General features: G+C 48.9%; 15 protein-coding genes. 4 read left to right on the top strand and 11 right to left on the bottom strand.

From position 1 onward, the window contains the following. Positions 1–139: 139 nt before the first annotated feature. The 8 genes from Q4A14_RS05025 to Q4A14_RS04990 form a co-directional block, all read right to left on the bottom strand. Positions 140–1,576 (bottom strand): DUF4270 domain-containing protein, encoded by a 1,437-nt coding sequence (locus tag Q4A14_RS05025; RefSeq protein WP_303170402.1) that lies wholly within the window; start codon positions 1,574–1,576, stop codon positions 140–142. A 62-nt stretch (positions 1,577–1,638) separates the two neighbouring features. Beyond that, on the bottom strand, positions 1,639–2,436 hold the full coding sequence (locus Q4A14_RS05020; protein ID WP_303170401.1) for a glycogen/starch synthase: 798 nt from the start codon (positions 2,434–2,436) through the stop codon (positions 1,639–1,641). Positions 2,437–2,668: 232 nt separating this feature from the next. After that, complete coding sequence (locus Q4A14_RS05015) at positions 2,669–2,914, bottom strand: hypothetical protein (RefSeq protein ID WP_303170400.1); 246 nt, start codon at positions 2,912–2,914, stop codon at positions 2,669–2,671. Between the two features lie 4 nt (positions 2,915–2,918). Next, entirely contained in the window at positions 2,919–3,203 is a 285-nt protein-coding gene (locus Q4A14_RS05010; RefSeq protein WP_303170399.1) for a cupin domain-containing protein, read from the bottom strand. A gap of 430 nt (positions 3,204–3,633) precedes the next feature. Then, positions 3,634–5,862 carry a HEAT repeat domain-containing protein gene (locus Q4A14_RS05005; protein ID WP_303170398.1) on the bottom strand — a complete coding sequence of 743 codons (2,229 nt, stop codon included), beginning with the start codon at positions 5,860–5,862 and terminating at the stop codon, positions 3,634–3,636. 12 nt (positions 5,863–5,874) lie between these two features. Then, positions 5,875–7,446 (bottom strand): DUF6850 family outer membrane beta-barrel protein, encoded by a 1,572-nt coding sequence (locus Q4A14_RS05000; RefSeq protein ID WP_303170396.1) that lies wholly within the window; start codon positions 7,444–7,446, stop codon positions 5,875–5,877. 13 nt (positions 7,447–7,459) lie between these two features. After that, positions 7,460–8,710 carry a DUF4876 domain-containing protein gene (locus Q4A14_RS04995; RefSeq protein ID WP_303170394.1) on the bottom strand — a complete coding sequence of 417 codons (1,251 nt, stop codon included), beginning with the start codon at positions 8,708–8,710 and terminating at the stop codon, positions 7,460–7,462. 22 nt (positions 8,711–8,732) lie between these two features. After that, positions 8,733–11,531 carry a TonB-dependent receptor gene (locus tag Q4A14_RS04990; protein ID WP_303170392.1) on the bottom strand — a complete coding sequence of 933 codons (2,799 nt, stop codon included), beginning with the start codon at positions 11,529–11,531 and terminating at the stop codon, positions 8,733–8,735. A gap of 184 nt (positions 11,532–11,715) precedes the next feature. Between Q4A14_RS04990 and Q4A14_RS04985 the strand changes: the two genes are divergently transcribed. From Q4A14_RS04985 to Q4A14_RS04975, 3 genes are all read left to right on the top strand, one after another. Then, the gene (locus tag Q4A14_RS04985; RefSeq protein ID WP_303170390.1) at positions 11,716–12,840 is read left to right on the top strand and encodes a porin; all 1,125 of its coding nucleotides are present in this window, start codon (positions 11,716–11,718) and stop codon (positions 12,838–12,840) included. Between the two features lie 346 nt (positions 12,841–13,186). Beyond that, entirely contained in the window at positions 13,187–14,230 is a 1,044-nt protein-coding gene (locus tag Q4A14_RS04980) for an ATP-binding protein (protein ID WP_303170388.1), read from the top strand. Positions 14,231–14,254: 24 nt separating this feature from the next. Beyond that, positions 14,255–16,933: a transglutaminase domain-containing protein gene (locus Q4A14_RS04975; protein ID WP_303170386.1), complete on the top strand. Its 2,679-nt coding sequence runs from the start codon at positions 14,255–14,257 to the stop codon at positions 16,931–16,933. Positions 16,934–17,411: 478 nt separating this feature from the next. Here Q4A14_RS04975 and Q4A14_RS04970 read toward each other — a convergent pair whose 3' ends face one another. The 3 genes from Q4A14_RS04970 to Q4A14_RS04960 are packed head-to-tail and all read right to left on the bottom strand — an operon-like array spanning position 17,412 to position 22,400. Then, positions 17,412–20,687, bottom strand: a complete 3,276-nt coding sequence (locus tag Q4A14_RS04970; RefSeq protein WP_303170413.1) for a S41 family peptidase — start codon at positions 20,685–20,687, stop codon at positions 17,412–17,414. A gap of 34 nt (positions 20,688–20,721) precedes the next feature. Then, positions 20,722–21,747 carry a glycosyltransferase family 9 protein gene (locus Q4A14_RS04965; RefSeq protein WP_303170385.1) on the bottom strand — a complete coding sequence of 342 codons (1,026 nt, stop codon included), beginning with the start codon at positions 21,745–21,747 and terminating at the stop codon, positions 20,722–20,724. Positions 21,748–21,782: 35 nt separating this feature from the next. Then, complete coding sequence (locus Q4A14_RS04960) at positions 21,783–22,400, bottom strand: DUF4254 domain-containing protein (protein WP_303170384.1); 618 nt, start codon at positions 22,398–22,400, stop codon at positions 21,783–21,785. A gap of 384 nt (positions 22,401–22,784) precedes the next feature. Here Q4A14_RS04960 and Q4A14_RS04955 point away from each other — a divergent pair, with 384 nt between their 5' ends. After that, complete coding sequence (locus tag Q4A14_RS04955) at positions 22,785–23,174, top strand: DUF805 domain-containing protein (RefSeq protein WP_303170383.1); 390 nt, start codon at positions 22,785–22,787, stop codon at positions 23,172–23,174. Positions 23,175–23,333 lie beyond the last annotated feature (159 nt).

The following is a 23,333-nucleotide window of genomic DNA, read 5'->3' as shown; positions in this document are numbered from 1 at the left end:
TGTCGGTGTCTTTGTTGTATCAAAAGAGAGGAGATCTTTACCGTGGCGATGACTTGCCCTGAAGATCTCCTCTCTATGGAGTTGCCCTATGTCTGAGGGACGAGGGCTATACTATTACTCTTGGTGGTTAAAGGGGAGATCAGAAGGGGCTGCCCTTTTTGCGTTCGGTCATCACGGCACGTATCTTATTGTGCCCTTCGCCGAAGTTAAACTTTATTGCCGTCGGCAGTACAAGGTTGGAGATCGAACTTGACACTTGGTTTTGGTTACGCCCCTGTATTGTCGTACGATCGACCGGAATTGCCCAAAGTACGAGGTTTTCGTCAGGCTTTTCCGATATCTGTTTCTTTACCATCGCAGCGAGGTTGCCAAATATGTATGTTGCTGATCCCGTTGCAGACTTTGTGCTCAGATAAGTTGTGTAAGGAGCATCCAGTTCAGTCAATTCTTTTTCAAAGAACTTGGCTACAGAGTCTTTAGGCAACAAGAGGATATTTCCCGGCAAAGTGAGGTCATACTGACCACTGCCTTGAGGCTCTCCATAGAGCGTCAGAGGTAGTGAATTGAGCTCTCTGTCCACATCTGCGCTTGCTTCTTTGAGAGTCGCAGCTATAGCCTTTGTCGGTAGGGTAAGCTCTGTCACCACTCCCGCAGGAGACTTGATATAGCTGACACTGTCCTTCTCATCTGTGTTGATGAGACGCTCAAGCCCTTCGTTGGCAAAACGCGACAGTTGAGGTACTTCCGATGTGTGAGCAAGTTGCTGTATCGTTGTCACGATATATGTGGAGTCTCTCTTACCGTCCTTGGTCTTTCCCTCTTCTTTTGACTTGAAGTACATGGTCAAAGCCGTACGTTGCACACGGAGGATGCTACCGGTCCCGGCTCCGGCAGTCAGGTAAATCCCCGGGAAATACTTGTCAAAAGCCTCTTGGGTTGCAAAGACAGGGTCTCCGTTTTTGCTCTTGTCATATATCTCCTGTCCAAACTCGCGAGGTAGAGGTATCTCTACAAAAGTGATCCCCACAGCAGTCTTGCCGTGTCCTCTACCTGCATAGTAAGAAGTCTTACCCAAGAGTTGATCCGTCACGTAACCACTCACATCGGAGATGGTGTACTTGGAGATCGGTAGGGGCTTTGCCAACTTGTAGGCTTCCACTGAGATCGGAGCAAGAGAGTCACCTGTGTAACCTGTGTAGTAGAGGCTTATGCTCACTGAGTCTATCTTGTCATCGATCGGTGTCTTTGCAAATTTAAACCCTTTGGGGACGTAGAACTGTGTCAGGTACTCACTGCGTATGCGACCATACTGAGTATTGGGGATCTCACCCACGTATCCGTAGTGAGAGGTGACATAGATATTGTTGTACGATGTCCCTTTTTCTATGTTCTGGTGCTTCAAGTCGGCAGATACTGTCTTCCACTTGATGGCGTATTCTTTGCTGAAGCTTGTGAACTTTTCGTAGTCAGGCATGCTGTCTATGCCCAAAGCGTTGTTTTGGTCATCGCATGCGACCACGAGGCTCGCTGCCAATAGCACCAAGCTTCCCCGGATTATATGTTTCAGTCTGTTCATTGGGATAAGCGTATTGTCTCTTTGTTGTACATCTTCACGCTTTGCCCCGCGTGGGTGGGTTGTCAAAGTGTGCTGTAAAACTCGTCTACCGCCTTCACGAGCACTTCAGGCTCGTGGTAGTCCAAGTATTTCTTTCCTGAGCCGTGTATGGCATCGAGGAGTTCGGGGCTTATCTCTTTTGTGGAGATCACCATACCATCGACGTACTTGAGGACAAGTTGCACAAAGGTTTCCTTGTCCAATGCCGTCCCATCGAGGAGAGGAGACTCTATGTTGTCAAAGCCCAAGACTCTCGTCAGTTCTTCGCCAAAAGGCTGCTGAGGAGTCTGGTCGTAAGCCGAAAATACGAGCTTGGCTTGAGCCAATGCCGGTTCGTCCTTGTATAGCGTTCTCAAATACAGAGGAGCGAGTCCTGTGAACCACCCTTGACAGTGGATGATGTCCGGTACCCAACGCAATTTCTTGATCGTCTCAAATACCCCTCTCAAGAAAAAGACAGCTCTCTCACTGTTGTCGTTGTAGAGGTTGCCGTCCTCATCGTGCAGGTTGCCTTTGCGGCTGAAGAAGTCATCGTTGTCGATGAAGTATACCTGCATCTTGGCAGAGGGGAGTGATGCTACTTTTACTACAAGCTGGTGTACCTTATCATCGATGACGAGGTTCATCCCCGATAGGCGGATCACCTCGTGCAGTTGGTTGCGACGTTCATTGATAGTGCCGTAGTTGGGCATAAAGGTACGGATGTCGTATCCTGTCTCTTGGATACCTTGGGGCAAAAATTGAGAGATCTTGCCTATCGGACTATCTTCGATATATGGATGTATCTCTTGAGCTAAAAATAGAACTTTTTTTGCGGTCATAAAACTGTAAAAAAGATTGTTTGATCTTCTCTCCGCACACCTCTGAACATGAAGAGAGCAATATACTTAGCAAAGATACAATTTTTTGCGCAAAAAAACTCTATCTGCGTTCAAACCCCGACAGGTGCAGGTAGAGTTCAGATTATTAGAGGGTTCCGAGGGTAGATACGTAGAGAGTCCGACATGGGCTTATCTCCCATATCGGACTCTCTGCTTGTATATTGAAGTCTTGTTACTCCCGGTCGTGCTCTGCTATGAGCGAGGTGAGGCTCTCGATGAGTTTGTCCAATGGCATACCCGATCGCTCGGACATCTTGCCCACGGTCACCTTGGGTATCATGATCTTGGCAAACGGCGTGCTGAGCATACTGAATGCCGGATTGACCTTGGGTAGCTCGGCTCTGAGCCACGGGTGTCGGGACAAGAGATCGAGGAGTCTTGTCTCTGCCGTGATTGGGAGGTTGTTGTCCGAGTCCATGACTCTATCTTCTATTGACGAGGTACACAAAGAACTCGCTTGGTTCGAGAGCTTTGGCTGCTATGCTTGCTTCGCCCGGGAAGTGCAGGACTTTGCCCGGAGAGAGCAGGTGTTTTTCCTCACCATTGAGGGTGACTTCCACTTGTCCTTTCACGACGGTGAAGAACACTTCCTGACCTTTATGGTCATGTGCAGGGACAGTCTTGTCTGTATCGAGTTCGATGTGAACGAGCATGAGCTCAGGGGTGTCGAGCAGTCGCCCAAATTCGGCTAATTCTTTTCCTACCATAGTGTTTCTTTCAGTTTATTTTGTGAGTAAAAAAGCAGACTGATTTTTGTATTATCTGCCATGATTGATATATCGCAAATGTAGCATAAAAATAAAATAAGGTGATGCTTGGAACGTACCTCAAAGTCGGTATTTTCGCAAATCGGGGGTGCTACGATAGGATTTTGCCTCTTATCAGGGATTGATTTTGATGGTAGAAAAAATGAAGATGTACATCTGTCGAAATCGATGTGTCTAACTTGATGAAAAAGGTTGTCTGACTTGACGCATCAAGTTAGACAACCTTTTTTGCCTCTTTTGGAGAGCCCTGTCAGAGCGGGATTGTGAAGGGGCACAATCGACAGCTCTGTCTTTGTTTTGGTGATGAAATAAAAAATGCCGGGTTGTCGTCTGAAAATCAGAAGATAAACCGGCATCGGGCTTTTATGTGTCACTCGTATCGACGTGTCTGATGAGATGTTGTTGAGGATAGCCTGTTGATCGTTTGGCGTAGTTCCGCTTTTATCTCTTCGCTGTAATGAGGTTGTGAGAGACATTGCTCACAAAACTCCACCAATTGGCTTTTGCGATGAGAGCGATCGAACCACCCCAGGGCCTCGATGAGTGTCAGCGTGAGTGTGCTGTCAGTCTTGGGATCGGAGATGATCTCCATGAGGGTCTCGATGTCATCGTGGATCTGGTAGTTGCGCACTGTACGAGCCGCCTGTAGTTTGGCTTTGAGAGGTGTCGATGGATCTTTGAGAGGCTCGACGATATTGTTCCTGAAGCGCACCAATTCTTCACTTTTTGCTGTTATTCTCTTCTTCAGTCCTTCATCTCCGGGTCTCAACTTTTCGGCTGCCTTGATGAGAGCTTCTGTGGCATTCTTTGGCGAAAACGCATAGAGAGCAGACGAGAGATTGAAGCGTACTCTGAGACGATGTACGTCACCTACATATGCTTCCGCTATGACGGGAAGAGTGGCGGGGATGCCCCACTTCTTGACTTCGAGGGCAGCCTGACGAGCCACGAGCTCGTGCTTGTCGGTTATCGCCATGCGGAAAGCCTGCTCGCGGATATTCGGATCATCGAGTTGTGAAAGAGCCTTGAATGCCGCCAGGCGTACGAGGACGCTCGTATCCCTCAGTCCTGCCAAGAGCATCTCCGGCTTGGCTTCTCCGCTCTGCGCTGCAAGGCGGAGGCCTGCGGCTCTGAAGTTGGGAGAGGAGTGTTTCATCCAAGCTCTTCGTTCGGATCTCGTTTTGGGGAGCGTGAAGTGTGGGGGCGCGAACTTCTTAGTCCCCGGCCTGGGGAAGTAGAGTGTCGGGTCTCCGAAAAGATGTCCTTCGAGTGTGGGGACAAGCCGGTTGAGGATGCCCACCGGATACCGGGAGCTCAGGAGTCCGAAGTCTTCGTTGGTACGACGATCTTGGAGTACATTTCGGGAGTTGGCTTGGACAGCCAAGGTGCTTCCGTCCGAAAAGATGTAATGCGCAGCTACATAGTCATCGTCGGAGAAGTCTCCGTTGTAACACGCATCCAGTACCACGAACTTGGGAGTGGGGCGGAAGTCTTTGCCCATATCCCCGAGCGTGAGGTCGTAGTTGGCTTCGCGTAAGGAGTCCGCAGATATGCGTTGGGGGCTGAGTGCTTCGTTAAAAAACTCCGGAGTGAGGTGGTATCTCTTTGCGAGGTCTGTCTTGAGAGAGTCAAGGACTTGAGGAGTTTTGGCTTTGCGTAGGGTCTCAAAGAGAGAGGACTGGAAGAGGTCGAGCGCCGTCTTTCGGTCGTTGATGGCAAGATTGGTCGTCAAGTATTGCTTATCACTGCTCCCATGCTCATTGAAGATCATCACGTCGGCGTTGCCGTGTGCAAGCTCGTCAAGGATGACGGACTTCATGTCGTTGGAAGAACGATAGTTGAGGGAACGTATCTCTTGCCCATTTCCGCCGAACATCTCATCATACAGTTTGCGCTCATCAGCCCAAGCCATGAGACAGTCGGAGTTGTATCCATGTCCTGCGTAGGTCACGAGTTCGAACTTAGTATCGATAGGAGTATCGAGCTTCGATGCCTTCCGGAGATATTTGTCTATCAGCGTGTAAGCATCGGCTTTCATCGCCTTGGGGACGGTGAGACGAGAAACGAAAAATGCGGGATTGAGCCGCTGCGCTCCGTCTTCGTCCAAGCGGTAGTAAAAGAAGTTGCCTTCCCTCTTGATAGGACGAAAGCGTAGCCCTGCATCGTCGTAAAAACGATCGCTGGGGACGGACGAACGGTGCAGGTCAAACTTCGTCTCATCCATCTTGAATGCTGTGGTGAGGTGTTGGGCATTGCTGATCATGGCGATGGGGATATCACCAATGAGGAATGCTCCTACTATGGCGGGTTCGATGTCATGAAGGACCTTGCGAATCTCATCGGGTGTGGCGTCATCCGCTATGATGCGGTAGTCTGCAAGATTGAGCTTGTGGAGCTTGGTGCAATACAGGTCTATTGCTTCTGTGGCATTTTCGTAAGTTTTTTTGTCCACCACGATAGCAAAAGACTTGGGCTTGGTGGAGTAAAGAGCCTTTGTCACAGTGGGCAGGATGACTTTGATGTCTCCCGCAAAGGCTGTGAAAAGGTGCGCAAACGAGAGTGTAAGCCCGAGCGCAAGTGAGGTCAGTCTCTGCAACATTATTTGATGAGATTAGAAGTTGTACCCTATTGACACAGACAATACCCCTCTCTTGCCCAATGCCGATGTCTTGGCGGCGGTGTGTTCATAGCCGAGTTTGGCAAAAAGGATCGAGGTGTTTGTCTTAGTAACTTGGGATGAGTAAGTAATGCTTCCTCCAAGTGTCGTATAATCTGAGGATTGATAGTCAAGACGGCCTTGCTCCAAATCTTTTACCATAGGACTTTCAGGATGTGAATCATTGTACTCATATCTGCCTTTGAGATTGTGACCGTATGAGCCACCGAACTGAAGCAGGAGCTCAGAGTTGTACGCTTGTGAGAGGACGAAACTCTTAGCTACATCGAGTCCTGAAACCACATTGCGTACAAGGTAAGTCGAGCTTGGGACGAGGTAAGAGTTGTCTGTGTCTTCCAATCGTGTGGAGAGCCCAAACTTCCAGTCGTAACCCATACCCCGACGGATGAGTAGGGTATAGGCTGCTCCCAAGCGTGTGTCTTTGTACTCCGATCGTACGTCCCGGTGCAGCTGTATCCAGCCTTTTTGCTCTGTGCTGTTGTCTCGGATATTGATGTACTCTATCCCTTGTGTCTTCGAGTATTCTCCGAAAGCTGTCAGTTGGTGGAGTGTGGACGCTTTCTCCCAAGCCAATTCGAGTGATGAGTGCAGGTGGTCGGAAAGGATGCTACCTCTATTGTGAGGCGTTGAGAAACTGATCGTTGCGGTCTCTGTATGGCGACTGTAACCTCCGCTAAGCATCAGCTTGAGATCTCCAATTGTCGTGAAGTAGTACGCATCTCCGGATAGCTTGATCCCTTTGTAGTCAGAAGTCTCTCCGGAACCGATGTGCTTGATAGACTTGCCCAAGCCCAACAATGTGTAGTAGTCATGGCTTTCGCTGGCGTTGAGGTTCTGCATGTGTGATTGTTCTTTGAGCACTCCATAGCCTGCGCTGATACCTACCTTGTGGTTTTCTCCGAAAAGGAAAACAGTAGATGGGATCAGCTCCAACTGCATCAGCCTGTTGTCGGTACGAGGGTCTCTTTGTTTGGCTCCGTGCAGGGCGGAGTAACGACCGGTGAGACCGAAGGTGACAAAGTCAAATAAGGGGCGTGTCGATGCTTTGAACTGTAGTTTGTAGTTGTGCTTTCGCCAATTGCTCTGATATGTGTCTGCAATGTAGTAGGGCATACCTCTATGAGGATCAAGGATGGACGCATTGTATCCTGCATCTGTGATCGAGAGGTCACTGTACTCAAAGCTCCCGTAGGTGTACACGTTTTCAAAGTTGGCATGCCCTTCGCTGAACACCGACAACTGCTTTATCTTATGTCCATCCTGAGGGTCTTTGAATGCTCCCTTGGTCAGAGCGTATTCGCTCCTTATTGTCGCAGCGCCGGAGTATCTTTGGTCATCAAAGGGCAACCCGGCAGCATTGTCAGATCGTAGCCAGGGTAGATATATCTTACCTGTCTCATACGCCGTAGGAGTATTGGGTGTGTCCCCTTTTTTCTGTGCTACGGCCGAAGATAGTAGTCCGGACAATGAAAGTAACGAGATGATATATAGTATCTTATTTGTCATAGCTGTTGGGTTGTTATTTCTTTAGTAAATGATTCCACGGAGCAGTCTTGGCTTTGTAGCGTCGAAGCTCGGGGACAAGTCCTCTATCAAAATCCTCCGTACTATTGTTGGTGTCTTGGAGGATAGGTGTGCCGTCGGGGCGTTCTGCCATCTTCTTACGTGCGACGGAGAGACCGTTGTAGGTTGCTCCGACATAGGTCATACCTGCGTCGAGGATGCCCGGTACTCGTTTGGCGGTGATCATGTTTTCGTTGTCTCCGGCTTCGACAGCATCGAGGACATAAGATATAGGGATCTTGGCGTACCAAACTTTTCGGGGAACTGCGAGATTCTGAGCCTGCAGATTTTTGTTGTTGACCGGATCATATTCCTCTCCTTCAGGTACGCGGAAGATGACGTATGCCCCACCAAAGACCGAAGTCAGGTACTGCGGTACACGACCCGGCTCTTTTTTTCCATCGTTGAAGACGTGAATCATGTCGTAAGCAGGCATGTCAGGGAACTTCGGGTTGTTGAGGTTGAACTCAAAGTCTGAAGAGGTGCAATCGACGGGAGAATTGGGGTTGTAAGTCTCCAACTTGTGGTTGGCGGCAAACTGGGAGATGACGCAAGACTCACCCGGTTGTAGTGGATATTCCTTACCACTGCCCGGGAATTTCCATAGACGTTCACCGTAGACGTATTTTCCATTGTCTTCTGCCGGCCATACCGGAAGGACGGTTGTCGCTTTGCTCGGAACAAGGTTGGCAAAGTGTATGCCATCGAGGTAGATGACTTCATCTGAGTTATTGTATATCTCATAGAACTGGTCTCTGAAATATCTCTCGGGGCTTCCGGCATAATAGATTTCTTTGAAAACTATCGGGCTTATAGGCTTGCCATTCACATTGATGACGATGTTTTCTTCTCCCGGGATGATGGGATGATTGACTTTACTTCCATTCACGTAGAACGGTTTCCCCTCATCGTTGGTTGTTTTTCCCACGATGTTTATCGAGTATATCCCCGGTAGGATGTCGGGGATCGTCAGTTTGGTCGAAGACAGAGGTAATGTGATCTTGACTCCCTGTTGAAAGTTTTCCAAAGTCACTGTAAGGTCGGCAAGGGTAGAGGGTTTGATTTCCTCAAACTCCGCCGTCAGTTGTACCGTGAGGGGCGTCACATTTTTGGTCTTCACGATGTCCTCATGGCCATAGCATGAGGGGAGCAGGCTGAGCAACCAACCACAGAGACATACGCGCAAGATGATATATATATGTTGCATAGCAAAATTCGGTGTTTATCGGTTAGAGTTTGAATGATAGCTCGAGGCCAAAGAAGAAGTTGTTGTTCCTCACTGTCTTGAACCCCGGCGAGCGTTTGGACTCCGCCAAAGGATAGCTGCGGAACACGTTGTTGGCAAAGAAGGATATCCGCATGAAGTCGCTGATCTCCTTGGTCACGTTGAGGTTGAATCCTACAAGCGGAGGGTAGCTCTCTGTGATATAGTCCGTCGGGTTGACGTTTCGGATGAGTTTTTTGAACTCGGGATCTTCCTTCATATTGTCTTCAAAAGGCCTCACTTTGCCATCCTCCTTGGAGATGTACATTATGGGGATGGAGTCATTACCCATGATGTTTCGATCCACATCTTTCCATGTTATTTCAGAAGTAAGGGTGATCACAAGACCTATCTCCGGGATGTTGTGAGTGATCCTGAGTGCGGTATTGTGCAGAGTTGTCAGACCCACCGACATATCAGGATCATATACCCCCACATGGGTACGATCTTTTGCGCTCGGACCGCTGTTGTCGTAGAAAAAGTACATGTTGCCGTTGTCCACAGTGTGGATGTAAGAGCCTGTCAGTGTGAATGCCGTACGGATCGCTTCTATACGATGGACATTCAGTTCGTACTCCAAGCCCTGCGAGAACTCCTCACCCCCGTTGAAAGGTTTGTAGTAGCTTGCCAATACCGGATTTTCTTGTGCCAATATGAGCTTCCCTTCGGCATTTCTTTTATACTCCTTGAACATCACAGGGTGAAACGAGTCCAAGGTCTGATTCATCGTATAACCGTTGTTCAGCTCTTCACGGAAAAGCGTTGCACTTGCGGAGAATGCCTTGTGCGTATATTCCACTCCCAGTTCATACTTCTTATTTTCCGCGATTTTCAAGTCTCTGTTCTGAGTGTCGAATATCCTTGTTGTCGTGATGAATCTTCTGTCCGCTTCGGATATTTTGGTATCCGCAAGCTCGTTGAGATTGATGTACTCAAAATAAGCCTTTTCGGGGTAGAGGTAAAAGAGTGTCGGCATTTTGGCTGCATTTCCATAGCCTGCATGGATAGACAATCCGTTACCGAAGTTGTACTCCGCATTGATACGAGGAGACAACACTCCGCCGACGATATCCGCGTGGTCATAACGCAGACCCGCTTGAGCCTTGAACGCTCCCTTACCCGTCTGCCAGTGGAAGTTTTCTTCGGCATAGAGACCGAACTGCTTCATAAATGGTATCTCGTTGTAGTTGCGAGGTCTGAATGTAGCATTGAGAGCCGACAAGTTGCGGTACGGCACAGCCTCCTGATCAAACTGCTTTCCTTTTCCCTTGTTGCCATCTATGCGGAAGTCCGCTCCGACGAGTATCCTGTTGTTGACATCCCCCCATCTTTTATGGAAGTCTGCAGACAGTTTTCCATAGATGTTTATTTCCCGTCCGTCTATTGTCTGTCGCCCGAGATAACTGCTGGGAAGATAGTGGGCACGAGGATTGGTCTCGCTCGAAGGGATTTGGGTGATCTCTTTACCCTCAGCATCGAATAGGTGTTCGCCCGCGATGTTGGAGAGCACACTGCCGTCAACCAAAGTCGCAGAGTAGGGGGCATTGGCCGAGTGATACATCTCTTCATGCTCGCTTCTTTTGTGAGTCTGCGCATATGAAAGGACATAGTTGATGTTTTTGAGTATCCCCTCGTTGAATCTCCACGCTCCGTGGGTATTGAGACGGACGCCTGTACGTTTTCCGCTACTCTTGCGCTTGTAGGCAATATCATCGGGATTGAGGTCTCTTGAGTCTTTGCCGTAGATGAGATTTATCGAAGTATTTGAACTAAGGCGATCATCAAAGAAGGTGTTTGAGTACAGTACTTTCCCTGTTGTTCTCTGATAGTGGTTGTAGGTCTGGATGGGATTTGTGACATTGAATGCGTAATCTCCGCCCACGCTTATTGCGCCCAAGTGTCCACCAAGGTTCACGCCACCGTGGGCACTCGCTTGATAGACGTTCGGATTGACTTTGGCGTTTATGCTGATAGGTTGTCTCCCTGCCTTGGAGCGTATGACGACAGCACCCGAAGTAAGATCTCCGTACTCCACCGAAGGTATACCTCTGACCACTTCCACCGACTCCACGTCATCGATACTGATCATACGGGTGTCTATACCGCCTCCGGGCGAAGCTCCTCCCGAAAGTGGGGCTATCGAACCCACTACCGCAGGGTTCATCGACTGTAGGTTGGCATTGTTGGAGAGAGGTGCTCCGTCTTGTATGATACTTGTCCCGAGAGCATTCATGTAGCTCCCCGTTGCGGTACGGATGTTCACCTGAGAAGCATTGCTGAGGGTCGGGTTTTTCACTGTCCCGCCCGGAAGGAGGGCGAGGACATCTCTCAAGCTCAGTGCCTGTAAGTGCTCGATGGCATTGCGAGATATCTTGCTTGCCGTTGCTTGTCGTGTATCACTCTTTTTGGCGGTGACAGAGACTTCTTTCAGTCTGAAGTTGTCCTCCTTGAGTACAAAGTCGATGACCCTGTCTTTGTCTATGACGAGGGTCGTATCTATCGGTTGTTTGCCTATAAATGTCACTTGTACCCGGGTACGCCCTGAGGGGATCCCTTTCATTAGGTATTTTCCACCGATAAGCGTATTGGCTCCCATTTTGTAGTCGGGTAGAGAGACGAGGGCATACGGCAGTGGGGTTTGTTTCCCTTTGACGACTTCGTACACCGTCCCTGACAAGATGTGGTGTTTTTGTGCGTATGATAAGTTGTTGGCCAACAGTGTTATGATCGCCACGACAACCAGATTTCGTAATCCAAACTTCATGTGTTTAAGTATTTGATATTGTTACATTACAAAATTAGTACAATTCATCGTCCGGGACAATCCCTTATTTACAGTAATTTGTTGACATTTTAGGGACTTGTTGTGAAGAACTACCGATATGGGATTCACATCCTTTTGCTACTTTTGCAGGAGATTTTAAACTTTGCTATAACAAGATACGACAATGAAAAGACTAATTCTGATCATCCTATCTGTTTTCCTCCCTATTGGGACCTCATTTGCTCAGCGTGAGCACTATACGAGTGAGATGTCTCTGGCAGAGCAGCTGAGGCTCATCAAGCAGAAGCAGGATATGTTCAATCTCTACATCAACACCCAGTTTGCTGCCGATATGATGTGGGACAACGACGACTTTCAGGGTGCTAAGTTCAACGGGCGTCAGCTCCGACTTGAGGCCAAAGGACAGGTCACGGACATGATTTCTTACCGTCTTTTGCAACGTCTCAATACCTCTAATGATGCCTCCAATTCGTACGACAATCTCCCTCTCTCTATCGATGTGGCGGGGATAGGCGTCAAACTGTCCGACAAGTTTTCTCTCTTCTTGGGTAAACAGTGTGCTGCCTATGGTGGTGTCGAGTTTGACTTCAACCCTATCGTGGTCTATGAGTTTGCCGATATGATAGAGTATACCCCCGGCTTCATGACCGGGGTCAATCTCATCTTCCGTCCCACCGATATGCAGAGACTGCAGTTTCAGTTGCTGAACGCTCGTACAGGCTCTCTCGAAAGTACTTATCCATGGATCACCAAAACTCCGCTGAGGGACGAGAAGATCTCTCTTGTGGGGACGGTCAACTGGACAGGGCGTGTCACTTCTTTTTGGAACACGATGTGGTCTTACTCATATATGAATCAGACCAAAGATCATGCCTTGCACTACATCGCTTTGGGCAATGAGTTCAGGTTTGGTCCTGTCTCCGCATACTTGGATGCTCTCTACTCCAGAGAAGGACTCAACTCCAAACCCCTCATCCCCGTGGAAGAGGATGTGGAGTACTACTCTCTCATCACAAAGATAGGTTGCCGAGTGCATCCGAAGTGGAATATATTTGTCAAAGGGATGTACGAGATCGGCGCAAAGGGGCAAGACAAATGGTTCGACCCTGATCCCACGCGTTATTCCTATGGATACTTTGCCGGCGTGGAGTATTATCCATATGTCGAAAACTTCAGGTTTTTCCTCACTTACATAGGTCGCTCCTATATCCATGATTTCAACTACCGTTTGGACAACAGTACAAACCGCCTGTCGCTCGGGTTTATCTATCAGTTGCCTGTATTTTGAGGCAGGATAAAACATAGCTTTATACAAAACATACAGTGCCGCCATGAGTCATTTTCATGGTGGCACATTTTGTTTCCTATCAGGTTTTTAATCGGGGGCAAAAAAGGTTGTCTAACTTGATGCATCAAGTTAGACAACTTAATCTGTCAAGTTAGACAACTTGATTTCGACAGATGTATATCCTTTCTTCATCCCCCTCGAAATGTTTGTTAAATCCTCCTGACCTGCGAAACTGAGACAGACGACTGAGACAGTGGGGGAGTGCCACTGTACGGAATAATATTGTATCTTTGTTTTGGCCTATCAATCTCCTGATCCTAAACAGTTTCGTTTATTCAATTATTGCATGAACCAAAATATATACCGCATCTGTCTCACCGGCGGTCCTTGTGCCGGCAAGACCACAGTGCTTGTTAAGATTATTGAACGATTTACGGATCGAGGTTTTCTCGTGTACACGCTACCGGAGACCCCGACGCTTTTCATGAATGCTTCGGCAAACTTCCTTACGGATGACAAGACTTACTTCTACAACATAGAAAAGTCCATCCTGAAGTTTCAGATCCAGATGGAAAATACTTTCTATGAGTTGGCGCGATCGGTGGACAAGCCGGTGATCATCATTGCCGACAGAGGGACGATGGATATCTCCGCGTATATGGATCGTAATATGTGGCAGGCTATGCTCGATGAGCTTTCTCTGTCGGAAGTCGCTCTGCGTGATGCTCGTTATGATGCGGTGATACACATGGTGACGGCTGCCAATGGGGCGGAGGAGTTCTACACGACCGAAAACAATGCTGCTCGTCATGAGGGCATCGAGCTGGCCCGTGAGATCGACAGCCGCATCCTCTCGGCTTGGACGGGACATCAAAACCTCCGTGTCGTGGACAACAATACCGACTTCGATGCCAAGATAGGTCAGTGTCTGTCTACCATAGCTTCGATCGTAGGTGATCAGGCTGTGGGTGTCTCTCGACACAAGTACCACATCACCGTGGAGGGCGAGATACCTTATGGTACAGAGACGGATATCTACGAGTATGCCCTCAATACCGATGCCCCCGGAGGTATGAAGGTGCGCAAGCGCGGTACTGTGGGCAACTACGTCTACTTCCTCACCTACTTCTCCGAGAGTGTGGATGGCAGGCTTGTCGAAGTGGAGCGTCTTATATCTCCCGATGACTTCATCACTTACCTGCGTCAGGCAACTTCCCAAGAACCTGTGCACAAGAAGCGCAGGAGCTTCATCTGGTCCAAGCAGTCTTTCAACATCGACAGATATGTTTCTCCCACTCGAGACTATGATACCCTGCATGTCCTTATGGGGAACGATGAGGGGGATCTCAAGTTGCCTCACTTCGTGAAAGTGATCAACCAGGTATTCTAAATTACCACTACAATATTTAAAACTATGAAACACAGACATCTTTTACTTACACTCCTTGCGATGATGGTCGTGTCTTTCATGACTTCGTGCCGGCAATCGGAAAAGGAGGAGGCATTATTCCCCGCAGACATCATGAAGGAGAGTCGTGCGGATCTTGAGAAAAAAATTACCGATCTGGGTATACCGAACCCTCTTGAAGCTCTCTCGGTCATGGAGGTTTCACAAGAGGAAAGGGATGCCATGGAGTTCCTGTATGCTTACATGGTGACTCCGGATATCCTTGATTTCAGTATAGACTTTCACCTGAAAAATGTCAGGCAGTCACTCAAGGCTCGCGAAGAGATGCCTTGGGGAAAGTCTGTGCCTACACTTTTGTTCCGACACTTTGTACTCCCGGTGCGTGCCAATAACGAAGCTATCGATGAGTCACGCATAGTCCTGTATGATGAGCTCAAAGAGGTCGTTGCCGGTAAGGATATGTATGAGGCTGTCCTTGCTCTCAACCACTGGTGCCACCGACACGTCACCTATGCTCCGAGTGATGGGCGTACATCTTCGCCATTGGCAACGATGCGCAATGCTCTCGGACGTTGTGGCGAAGAGAGTACATTCACCGTGGCGATCTTGCGTACGATGGGTATCCCCGCTCGTCAGGTCTATACGCCTCGATGGGCTCATACGGATGACAATCATGCCTGGGTAGAGGCTTGGGTAGATGGTAAGTGGCACTATCTCGGTGCTTGCGAACCTGCACCGAAGTTGGGTATGGCTTGGTTTGATGCCCCTGTGTTGAGAGCGATGTTGTTACACACAAAGGCTTTCGGTAAGTACAAAGGTGCCGAAGAGGCTCTCAGCGAGCATCCTACTTATACGGAGATCAATGTCACTTCCAACTATGTTCCGACAGCGCATGCCAAAGTGCGCGTTGTGGATGCTGACGGTACTCCGGTCGAGGGTGTACCTGTGACATTCAGACTCTATAATTATGCCGAACTCTATCCCCTCGTCACCCGTACATCAGATAGCAATGGTATGGCTTCGACAGAACTTGGTCTCGGGGACATCGTTGTCGTCGCCGGCGACTCTCCCGATCGCATGGGCATACTGCACTATACCGTGACAGAGGGCGAGGAAGTCAAGGATATTGTCCTCAAACCTTACAGCGAATGGGATGAGAGTGTGCACTTCAAGCTCGTCCCACCTGCCGAAAAGAAGCCAACAGCTTTCTCGGATTCCTTGGCTATCAATGCTTGCAACATACAGATGGGGCACAATGACAGCATCCGTCATGCTTATACGTCCACTTTCCCTTCTCTTGCTCAAGCCGATGAGCTTGCAAAGGCGCTGAACATCAGGACCAAAGAAGGATTGGATCTCTTGAGAACGGTCTACATCGAGAGCCGAGGCAACCAAGAGGTGATCAGGACATTCTTGTCCGAAACTCCTGCCGAAAAGAGGCTTCATGCGCTCTTCCTCCTTCGTTCGCTCAGCGACAAGGACTTGCACGATGTCACTCTTCCGGTGCTTAGGGAAGCTATCAACGAGACTTATACAGATACCGAGCTCCGCGATCCCAACCTTATCTCTTTGCGTGTGTGGAGAGAAACCTTGTATCCGGTCATTGCTCCTCTCAAAAATGCTTTGTCAGAGATCATCTCCGGCAATGGAGGGGATGAGGCTTGGACTTCCATGTCTCGTGCTGATAAGGTGCGGGCTATTGTCAATCAAGTAGAAAGGTTCAGACTGGATGAACAGTACAATCCTATACGCCAACCTCTTAGCCCCGAGACAGCATGGCGCCTTCGCATGGGTGATCGCACAACGCTCACGGTGCTTCTCGTCCGACTCCTCCGCACGGCACGCATCCCTGCGATGTGGGCCCCGGCTCCTAATAAACCCGTGTACATGGATGAAAAGGGTAAGAAGGTCATCATCTCATTTTTGGAAGGAGGTCAGAACGACAAACCGATGTCCGCTAACTGTATCCTCAATATGAGTTACGAACAAAGCGGATATCTCAAACACCCCAAGTATGAGACCAACTTCACCATCGGATTCATCGATCAACAAGGCCGAATGGGAACTTATGGATTTGACTATGCTGCTCTGTATCAGACCCTCAATGGTGAGGAACTGATACACGCTCACAACTTTATATCAAGTGGTACGAGACTTGCCGATGGTGCTGTGTTGTACAACATCAGCAAGGTGCGCTGCGGTGAAGTCACCCCTCTCGTCTTTGATAGAGATACGACACAGGTCAGTGTCATCGGTGGAATGGATCCCGAAAAGAAATACTTCGACCTCAAAGCCGGTGACGAAAAGACCATCCTCAGCACAACAGGCAGAGGTTACTTTGTTCTCATCGTCGGACAGGCACATCATGAGCCCACAGACCATGTGTTGAGAGATATGCAGGTATTGTTCAACGGAGAAACACCCAAGATCCCTCTCATCGCACTGACGAGAAAGGGATCCAAGCCATCCGAAACAATGCAGGCCCTCTTGCCACAGGCGACATGGGGTGAAGATACTCAGGATATCATCAATATGCTCCGAACAGGCTGTCAGATCGATGAGAATATATCTCTTCCTGTCGTTGCGATATGCGATACCTTTGGGCGCATCGTCCATATCAACCAAGGTTACACGATAGGCATCGGTATCCGCGTTTCCAACATCATCTCAAGCATCAAGGAATAATAACATCTCCGCACATAAAAAGCCGCCCGAAGATTCAATCCCTGAATCTTCGGGCGGCTTTTTGTGTGCATCCTCTACAATCCACATTCGCTACAAACTCATCCCTCACTCCCTCTCCAAAGGGCCTGAAAAAGGTTGCCTACCTTGATGAATCAAGTTAGACAACTTGATTCATCAAGGTAGGCACATCGATTTCGATAGATGTATATCTTTTGTCTCAGCAAACCGTAAATCTTGCTTTGTAGCTAAGTTACAATATTTTTTGTGTGAGATCGTTTTGCTTTGGTCGCTCTATGTTGCTTCATTAGTTTGATAGTCTGAATGTTATTGTTCTAAAAATATGAGGGGTAAAAGCATACTGAAGTTTGTTGCTTGCTTGAAAATAGAAGAGCGGGTTGGCATCTGGTGTGCCAAACCGCTCTTTTTCGTTAGGCAGATGAGGACTTTTGGGGTGTCCCATCTGGTTATGAACGTGAGTTTAGAAAGACTTCCAAAGGCCTGCCTTGATGTCGTCAAGGAGTGTCTTCACGGCTGCTTCCATCTGAGTGTCTTCGCCACGGAGGAGTTTTTCGTGATCGAGAGATACCTTGACATCCGGCTCGACTTGGATGTTTTCGAGATAGTACCCTTCGGCTGTGCGGTAGCCTACTGCAGGGATACCGAAGTACAAGGTCGGATCTTGGAGTGTCACCCAGTTGACACTGGTCATTGTACCCGGTACGGGCATACCTACGATCTTGCCTATGCCCATGGTCTGGTAGACCCAAGGAGTGCCGTGTGCGTTGCTATAGTCAGCTTCGCAAGTGACCATGATGCTGGCGTGGTTCCAGCGACGGCTTGGCATTTCGCAGTAGTCTTTGCCTCGGATGGCTTGTTGGAGGTACTTTTTACCTGTAAAGAAGACTTCGATATCTTCGTGCAGACGTCCACCACCGTTGTAGCGGATGTCGATGACGATACCTTCTCTGTCGTAGTAGCGTCCCATGACTTCGGCATATACGGTGCGGAAGCTGGGGTCACCCATGGATGGGATGTGTACGTAACCGAGACGTCCGTTGGATAGCTTGTCTACTTCGGCAGCTCTTTGCTTTACCCATCTCTTGTAGAGGATCTCTTCCAGTGTGCCGGATGATATGCCCTTGATGCTTTGAGTAAAGAGTTGTCCGCGCTTGGCCGAACGTATGGTGAGAGCGATAGGCTGACCTACCTTGCCGTTGAGGAGAGGGAAGTAGTCCATACCTGCTTTGATATCTACACCATCGATGGCTACGATGATATCACCTGCCTGGACCTTGTTTGCCGCGGTGTCGAATGGTCCTTCATCGATGACTTCGTCGATGATGAGACCGTCTTTCTCGTCTTTAGGTGTTGAGACAAAGAGACCGAGTTCGGCCGTCCTTTTGAGTGCTCCCGGAGCTCTATAGCCTGCACCCGTGTGGGAAACGTTGAGTTCGCCAAGGAGTTCGCTGAGGAGTTCGGCAAAGTCGTGGTTGTTGGAGATGTGTGGGAGGTATTTTGCATAGCGTGCCGTGAGGGCTTCCCAGTCTACGCCGTGCATGCTCTCTTCGTAGAATCTCAGCCCTTCTTCGAGTTTGACCACAGAGTAAAGGTATTCACGTTCTTTGGTAAGGTCAGTAGACCACTCTGCGCGGTAGGTGATAGGCTTGAGGGTCTCGCCCTGTACCGTCATCTTTTGAGGTGCATTGCTGAGGATGAAGATATGCTTGCCCTCTTTGTCCATCTGTAGTCTTGCAAAGCCTTGGTTGAGCTTCTTGATGAGTTTGGTAGAGCGTTTGCGGAGGTCATGAGCCCAAAGGTCGTATCCGTCCTCGAAGCTGACCATATAGTAAAGCATCTTGCCGTCCTTGGTGATGACTGCATCTCCGAGGTTCGATGCGTTGGGTGTGAGGCGGACGATGCGGTCTTCGATGTTTTTCCAATCGATCCGGATGTCTTTGCTCTTGACTTCTTCCGCTTTTTTGTTGTCTTTTTTCTTCTTTTTATCGTCCTTTTTCTCTTCGGACTTTTCCTCTTTTTTCTTTTGTGCCGAGTAGAGTTCGTACTCTTCCTCGTTCATGCGGTACTCATCATACGCTTTGCGGTTGACAAAGATGGCCATGACATCCGATTGAGATCCCCAGGAAGCGTGGTTGCGCATACCGAAGCGTTCGCTCGAGAAGATGATCGCATTGCCGTCAAGAGCCCAGCGTGGGCCGGAGTCAAAGTAACCGGTATTTGTGAGGTTGTGGATGGGTTTGCCACCTTCCGCACTCACGATGCCTATATCGCTGTAAGGAGCGTGGTTACGAGCGACATAAGAGATCACAAACCACTTGCTGTCAGGACTCCATTCGAACTCCATGTGGCCGGTGAAGCTGTGTTGGTACTCAGGGTCTGTGATCGTGCGAATAGCTCCGGTTTTGAAGTTGTAGACTGCAAGGCGTTTGCGACCGAGGACAAACGCAAGCTCTTTCCCATCGGGAGAGAACACCGGCTGCATCTTTTCTTCGTTGTTGCCCTTGATGAGACGCTCTTCCTTGAGTATGGTAGCATTGGGGAAGTTGCTCTCAGCCTTGTCTGCTATTGTCACTTTGTAAAGATCCCAACGTCCGTCTCTGTCACTTGCAAAGACAAGAGTCTTGCTGTCAGCACTGAACGTAGGAGAAGACTCCGCTTGAGGAGTGTTGGTGATACGCTTGGTGGTGTTGTAGTCTGTTGCAGAGACAAAGATATCACCCCTCACCACAAAGGCGATCTGTTTGCCATCGGGAGACACTGTGGCTTCGCCAAATCCTTTTGTGAAGGTCTGGTAGCTCATTTGAGACTTTGCTACGTCCGAATGGATCGAGACATTTACCTTTTGAGCGGTATTGCCCGGAGTGAGTGTGTAGATCTCACCGGCATAACTGAAGCAAAGCATCCCCCCATCGGACATGGACAAAAATCTCACAGGCTCGTCCTTGAAATTGGTGAGCGCCTTTGCAACCTTTGGATCGGCATTGATTTCCTTTTCATATACGTTGAGGTCACCGCCGTTGCGCTGGCTGATGAAGTACACTTTTTTACCGTCAGGGCTGTAGACCGGATCACGATCCTCTCCATCATGCTCGACAACAAAACGGTGTTTGCCTGTCGTCATATCGTACTCGAGGATGTCTCTGGAGACCGATGAGACATGTTTTTTACGCCACTCGTTTTCAAAACCCTTGATGTTTTGGTACATGAACTTCTTACCATCCGCCGAGAAGATGATCTCTTCTGCCGGAGTATCCACAAGGCGGACAGGGCGTCCCCCTTCGACAGAAACGGCATAGACCTCTGAGAGGGAAGCCATTGGGAAGCGGGCACTTGTGTGTGGATCTTGGTAGTGCGCCTTGAAGACAACCTGCTTGCCATCTTTGGTGAAGGTGTAGGGAATCTCCGGAGCAGAGTGTGTGGTGAGCTGACGTGCCGGACCTCCCACCGAAGGCATGATATAGATATTTGTTCCGGCATCATTTCGATCACTTGTGAAAGCTATCTGACGACCGTCAGGACTCCATATCGGACGGTTGTCATAGGCATCGTGTGTTGTCAGGCGAGTAGCTGCACCGCCCGTCACAGGTACTTTGTAGATGTCTCCGCCATAGGTAAATGCGATTTCCTTTCCGTCGGGAGATATCGCAGGATAACGCAACCATAGGGGACTGCTTTCCTGAGCAATCGCCAAGGTCGAAGATAGGGATAATACTGCGGTAAGCAGTACTTTTTTCAGGTGATCCATAGGTAAGTCAGTTAATTGTTTTGAATTAAGTCGTATACTGTTTTATATGAGTCAATATCTCGGAGATGTCCAAATCATGCAGGCAGGCATAGTCGCCACGATGGCAGGCCTTTTGACCATAGATCGAGCATGGGCGGCACTCCATGTCCAAGCCTATGCAGTCTTCCTCTTTCTGTCCGAAAGCCACAAAACCCGCTGCGGGATGAGTCGCACCCCACAGTGAGACCACGGGTGTCGAGACGAGCGAAGCTATGTGTTGGTTGGCACTGTCCATGCTCACCATACACTCCAACGTGGCTATCTCTTCTATCTCCGCCCCCAGCCCTTTGGCTGCGGATAGACCGACACGCTCCCCTTTTTGCAAAGCTATCTCTCCCAGTGTCTCTTTTTCCTTGCCGGGGGCTCCATAGAGGATGATGCGATGTGCAGGAAAAGCCTCCAAAAGCCTGTCTATGAGCGTCTCCAGTACTTCTGTCGGCAATGCCTTACCTTTGTGTTGAGCAAAGGGTGCGATGCCCACTGCACGCTGACGTTTCTCCGCAGAAAAGAGGGCTTTCCCCCTGCCGACAGATAGTCCTGCACGCTTGAGAGTTTCTGCATAGAGGTCAAGCATGGGGGGTACATAGAGAGATTTCGGTACTTCCGGTGACGGTGTCCGTCGGAGCAGAGCTTTTCGCTCTTTTCGAGGCTTGTGCAGAGTCACAACTCTATGCTCCATGAGTCGCAGGGCATAGCGGAGTATCTTTGTCCTCAGCACGTCATGCAAGTCGATGATCCTGGCTGTGGGATAGGCTTTATGCAGTTCCCTTGCCAATTTCAGCATATCTCTCCAGCTCCCCTTTGCTCCTATATCGTAAGGCAGTACGGTGAGGTTAGAGCATGAAGTCTTGAAGAGTTGCGCCATGAATGGGCGGGTGACAAAATAAAAGTGGCTCTGAGGATGCCCCAAAGCCACTTCGTAGATCAAGGGGATCGTCATCGCTACATCGCCCAACGCAGAGAAGCGCAGGCAGATGTATGTCGGTTTCTCTTTTGGTTGTTTTGATCCCAAGGTGTTATGATATGTCTTGTTTATGCTCCTTTATCTCATCCTTTTCCGTAGAGTACCGGGTTGAGATTAGGGTCGTTGTACATCTTCATCTGCTTGTAGACCTTCATGTACTTCCTTCCATGCGCGAAGTCATCGAGGAGGGTCTCTATCGCTGAGGCCAGATCTTCGTTCTGTGCCAAGAGGATGTTGAGTTTTGTAGTACAGCCCTCGATGTGAGCGGCATCTACATCCGAACGAACGGTCTCAGCACGCATGTGATAGATCTTGAGTTGCAGGATCGAGAGGCGGTCGATAGCCCATGCCGGACTTTCGGTGTTGATTGTCGCCTCAGGGAGGTGTTTGACCTCCTTGTATTGATCGAGGATGTAGCTGTCGATCATCTCGACGAGGTCGGTGCGATCCTGATTGGACTTGTCTATACGTCTTTTGATCGCCAGAGCCTCGATAGGATCTATGGCAGGGTTGCGGATGATGTCTTCCAAGTGCCACTGCACTGTATCGATCCAACACTTCAAGTATAGATAATACTCAATGCTCTTGAGCTCATAGGGGTTAGCGATCGGTGTATCCACATTATCCGTAAGATGATAGTCATCTATCGCTCTGTTGAAGATCTGTACGGCCTTTTCGCTAAAGCGTGAAGCAAGCGTCATGATTTCTTTACTTTCAAAAATTGATAAATTAATGTTTCAATCGGTTTGTAAAGATAGGCATAATAAAATGGACGAGTACAAGGAATGCACAATTTTCGTTCGCAAAGGGTAGGGCCTCTTCCCTGGCTTGTCTTTCTGTGGACTGTCGACTCCACCTTTCGACGACGAGAGTAGCCCCTTTGACAGATAACTGTCTGATCCTCATTGTACTTTTCTTTCCTGTTCCTGAGTTAGGGGGATAGAGCTATTATTTGCGCATTTTACGAAATATTGTATTTTTGTATCATGTGAAAAACATTCGTTCCCCGATGGATCTCGGATCAAGGGGGCGGTAATTTACGGCAGGGGGCAATAATTTTCTAACCAAATAAATAATTAACCGTCATGAAGAAATCTTACTTGGATTACATCAAGGAGTGTTTTACGCTCAATTATTTCAATTTTGAGGGGCGCGCACGTCGTGCAGAATATTGGAGCTTTGCTCTCTTTTCTTTTGTGATAACAGTCTTCTTCAATATCTTGATGTTGGTCAATCCCGACAACATGATGTTGTGGAGCACGATCTTGATTTTATTCGCTCTTGCAGTATTTTTGCCCGGGCTCGGTGTGACTGTACGTCGTCTTCACGATGTGGGGCGCAGTGGTTGGTGGATATTTATCGGTCTTGTCCCCATCGTGGGTGCGATCTTGCTGCTCGTTTGGTACCTCACAGACAGCCAACCATATGCCAATCAATATGGTCCTAATCCCAAAGGGATAGATGTACTCTCCTAAGTAGTGGGGGAGATATTATCCCGAGGAGACTGCATTTTGTGATCAAAGTGCAGTCTCCTTTTTTTTGCATTTCGATGACGGGTGAGGAGCTTGATGCGAACCGGCCTTTCTCCATGTCACTCAAAGGGTCAGAAAAAGGTTGTCTAACTTGACGCATCA

Source organism: Porphyromonas sp. (assembly GCF_030529325.1).
Taxonomy (GTDB): Bacteria; Bacteroidota; Bacteroidia; order Bacteroidales; family Porphyromonadaceae; genus Porphyromonas_A.
Note: the sequence above shows the minus strand (reverse complement) of the source record. Positions and strands in the feature narration are given on the sequence as shown.